The 4,165-nt window shown below is 42.6% G+C and carries 4 protein-coding genes; 2 read left to right on the top strand and 2 right to left on the bottom strand.

The features are described 5' to 3' along the window. Positions 1-713: ABC transporter permease (locus L652_RS0104430; RefSeq protein WP_024595657.1), on the bottom strand; the 713-nt coding region annotated here is incomplete at its 3' end. Continuing rightward, entirely contained in the window at positions 710-2,269 is a 1,560-nt protein-coding gene (locus L652_RS0104425; protein WP_024595656.1) for an ABC transporter ATP-binding protein, read from the bottom strand. The genes L652_RS0104425 and L652_RS0104430, both read right to left, overlap by 4 nt. 198 nt (positions 2,270-2,467) lie before the next feature. Here L652_RS0104425 and xdhA point away from each other — a divergent pair, with 198 nt between their 5' ends. Next, positions 2,468-3,967 (top strand): xanthine dehydrogenase small subunit, encoded by a 1,500-nt coding sequence (gene xdhA / locus L652_RS0104420; RefSeq protein ID WP_024603326.1) that lies wholly within the window; start codon positions 2,468-2,470, stop codon positions 3,965-3,967. Continuing rightward, a partial coding sequence (locus tag L652_RS01000000123230; RefSeq protein WP_033013213.1) for a hypothetical protein occupies positions 3,954-4,165 on the top strand: 212 nt, incomplete at its 3' end. The genes xdhA and L652_RS01000000123230, both read left to right, overlap by 14 nt.

Raw genomic sequence — 4,165 nt, 5'->3', positions numbered from 1 at the left:
CCCGCCATTTTGGCCGCGGATGCATCAAGCCCAAGTACTTGTATTTGAAAGCCTATAAAGGTTTTACTAATAAAAACCCATGTGGCGCATAGCGCTAATAACGCAAACGCCAGGCCTAAGTGCAATCGAGTACCGTCGAATAAAACAGGCAATAACGTGCTATCGCCAAACAATGCACTTTCAGGAAAGTTATAACCGTGAGGATCTTTGAGTGGCCCATGAACAGCCCACAGCAATATATTTACTGCTATGTAGTTGAGCATTATGGTGACTAAAATTTCATTGGTGTTTAAACGCAGCTTCATAAAAGCAGCAAGCCCCGCCCACAACATGCCACCAGCAATACCAGCGAATAATGTAAGTGGCATTGCAAAAGCACTTGTTGAGTCAACAAAGTTAACGGCTACAGCACTTGCACATACACCACCAATAAGCAGTTGCCCTTCTGCGCCTATATTCCAAACCGATGCTCTATAACAAAGCGCTAAGCCATAGGCGCATAGCAAAATAGGAATGGTCATTACAAGTAGCTCTGTTACACCATACCAATCGGCAACAGGTGCTATAAGCAATGTATACAAGGCATTTAGAGGATCATGCCCTAATAAGGCAAACACCACGTAACCGGTTATTAATGTGAGTAAAATAGCTAAAACAGGAGAGAGATAGCTCCACGCTGGTGAGCGTTCAACACGTGGTTCTAACTTAATCATACGAGTGCCCCTTGTGGTGTGTGTACTTTAGGCTGGTTATTAAAAACATCGCTAAAGTCGCCAGCCATCCACTGCCCTAACTGCACAAGCGGTACGGTATCTGTATTTAAAATAGGAGACAGTTTGCCATCACAAATTGCGCCAATGCGGTCGCAAATTTTATAAAGTTCGTCTAAATCTTCTGAAATAACGAGTACCGCACACCCTTCGTCGCGAAGCTTTAAAATAGCTTCATGTATCGCCACCTGTGCACCTATATCTACACCCCAAGTAGGGTGCGACATAACGAGTAGTTTTGGACTTTGCTCTACCTCGCGACCAATAATAAATTTTTGTAAATTACCACCTGAAAGGCTAGCTGCATGAGTGCGAAAACTTGGCGTTTTAACCTTGTATTTTGTAATGATTTTATTAGCAAGCTCAGTAATTTTTTGTTTTACTAAAAAGCCATTTTTAACCAGCCCATTATCAAAACTAGTAAGCAATGCATTTTGTGCCAAATCCATAGTGGGCACGGCTCCTCGCCCAAGCCTATCCTCTGGCACACATGCAAGCCCAAGGCGGCGCCTTTTTAGCGGGCACAGTGCATCAACTACGGTATTTTTAAATTTAATGGCGCTACTACTAGCTTGAATTTGTTCCCCCGAAAGCACTTTTAATAACTCTTCTTGTCCGTTGCCTGCAACACCCGCAATCCCCACTATTTCGCCTTGCTGTACTGCAAAGTTAATGTTTTTAAGGGGTGTTTCAAATAATGCTTGTGCGGCGGTGGTTAGATTATTAACGGTTAAAAAATCCGCAGTACCCAAAGCTCTGCGAGTTTGGTTACTAATTGGCGTGTTGTCGCCTACCATCAGCCTAGCAATTGACTCACTAGTTTCGTTTTTAGGAATACAATGCCCGCTTACTTTCCCGCCTCTCAAAATGGTCGCACTGTCACATAGCTCAATCACTTCGTGCAGTTTATGGCTAATAAACAGCACAGAGCAGCCTTCTTTTTTAAGTGACTTTAGGGTTTTAAATAATGCATCGACTTCTTGTGGAGTCAGTACTGAAGTGGGTTCGTCTAAAATAAGTAACTGAATATCTAATAATAAGCATCTAACAATTTCTACTCGTTGGCGCTCGCCAGTTGAAAGTGTTGATACCAGTCTATGGGGGTCTAATGGCATACCATAACGTGTTGATGTTTTCGTAATTCGACCCGCAAGCGTGCTGCTATGCCCTGCTAAATCACCTAGCGCTAGTTCAATATTTTGGGCGACCGTAAGTGTTTCAAATAACGAAAAGTGCTGAAACACCATTCCAATGCCTAAATCACGCGCATCAGCAGGCTCTTTTATATTCATTATGCGGCCATTAAAAAACATGTCCCCTTGGTCAGGTTTAACCACACCATAAAGCATTTTCATTAATGTGCTTTTACCCGCACCGTTTTCACCTAATAAGGCATGCACTTCACCATGCTTAATTTTTAAGGTTACGTCATTATTGGCTATACATCCGGGATACTGCTTTGTCATTCCCTGCATAGTAAGGCGGTATTTATTATTCATTATTAGGGCCTATTTGTACTTAATGAGCAATTTAGCCTACTCAAAACACCAACTGACCAACCGGTCAACAATGGCATGGTAACTGCAATATACTTACCAAGATGAAAAAGTATTTTTCTTACCCGTGCGCAAACAACAAGAAAAAACATACGCCAAGCCTTTATGTATCAGGGCTTTATAAAAATTAAGGGGGTCTGTGTGATTCAATTTTTATTAAATAACACGCCAATTGAAGTACAAGAATGTTCGCCAAGTCTCACCATTTTGGACTGGCTACGCACCAAAAAAGGGAAAGTGGGCACCAAAGAAGGGTGTGCAACTGGCGACTGTGGCGCGTGCACAATTTTAGTGGGTGAAGAGCGTATAAATGCAAACGGGCAAACTAGTTGGCAATACAAAACAATGAACAGCTGTTTATTGTTATTAGGTAATGCGCATGCAAAACATATAGTAACGGTAGAGGCTGTGACTACTGGCTTATACCCAAACTTAACCGATTTACACCCCGTACAACGTGCACTGGTGGAGTGCCATGGTTCGCAGTGTGGTTTTTGTACGCCTGGTATAATAATGAGCTTGTTGGCTCTTTATATTAATGAACCAACGTACCCTGGTAAAAAAGCGGTTATTCATGCACTTGGTGGTAACTTATGCCGTTGTACAGGTTATAGCCCTATATTACTTGCAACCGAAAAAGCCTATAGCTATGAGCGTAAAGCTGAACCGTACTCAGCAATGGCCGCTCAATTTAAAGCATCACTTAATACGCAATATGATGACGATATTCCATTTTTAAAAAATGGTCCTCGCAAATTTTACTTACCACAAACTGCCCCGCAACTTGTTGAGCTAAAAGCGCTTTATCCTTATGCACATTTAGTTGCTGGTGGCACCGACTTTGCCATTGAGCTTAGCCAAAACATGCTCTTACCGGATGTAATTATCTCCCTTAGCCAAGTAAAGGAGTTTTGCACCTTGGCAGATAATAACGGTGAGTTACACATTGGTGCAGCACTACCTTATAGCCAATTTGTTGAGGTATTTTATAACCATTACCCAGAGTCAAAAGAGCTATTTGAACGCTTAGGATCAAGCCAAGTACGTAACAGCGGCACGCTTGGTGGCAGCATAGGGAATGCCTCTCCTATTGGCGATCCCGCTCCCCTTTTAATCGCTCTTAATGCATCAATGGATTTATTAAGCAGCGCTGGTACGCGCACTATTAAAGTTGCCGACTACTTCATTGATTACAAAAAAACGGTTCTTAAAAGCGATGAAGTAATTAGTAAGTTCACCATCCCAAAGCGCCCAGAGTCACTAAAGCTGGCGTGTCATAAAATATCAAAACGCTTTGAAGACGATATATCTACCGTGTGTTTGGTGCTTGCTATAGAGCATTCACAAAACATGATTACTCAAGCCTGCTGCGCTATGGGCGGTATGGCAGCTATTCCTAAGCGCGCGCATCATATTGAGCAAAAGCTGATATCTCAATCATTACAAGTAAGTAGTTTTATAGACGCAGCAACGGCTATTAACGATGACTATACGCCCATGAGCGATGTAAGAAGCAGTGCGCATTATCGCACCACGGTAAGCAAAAACTTATTACAACGCATTGGTATTGAGTTTTGTGAGCCGCAAGCACGCAACAATAACAACATTGCCATTACGAGGATCTCACATGCGTCACTTTGAAATGGATAAACTAAAAGCGCAAGGTGGTAGCGTTGGAGAATCTAAATATCACGAAAGCGCTATTAAACAAGTTTGTGGCAGTGCAAATTTTGCCGACGATAACCCTGAGCCTTACGGTTGCCTGCATGCCTACCCAGTGCTCGCCCCTGTTACAAGCGGCTTTATTAAATCAATAGATACCAGTCTCGCACTGGCAGT

This window comes from Pseudoalteromonas sp. TB25, assembly GCF_000497995.1.
Taxonomy (GTDB): domain Bacteria; phylum Pseudomonadota; class Gammaproteobacteria; order Enterobacterales; family Alteromonadaceae; genus Pseudoalteromonas; species Pseudoalteromonas distincta.
This window is presented reverse-complemented; position numbering and strand designations above follow the sequence as displayed.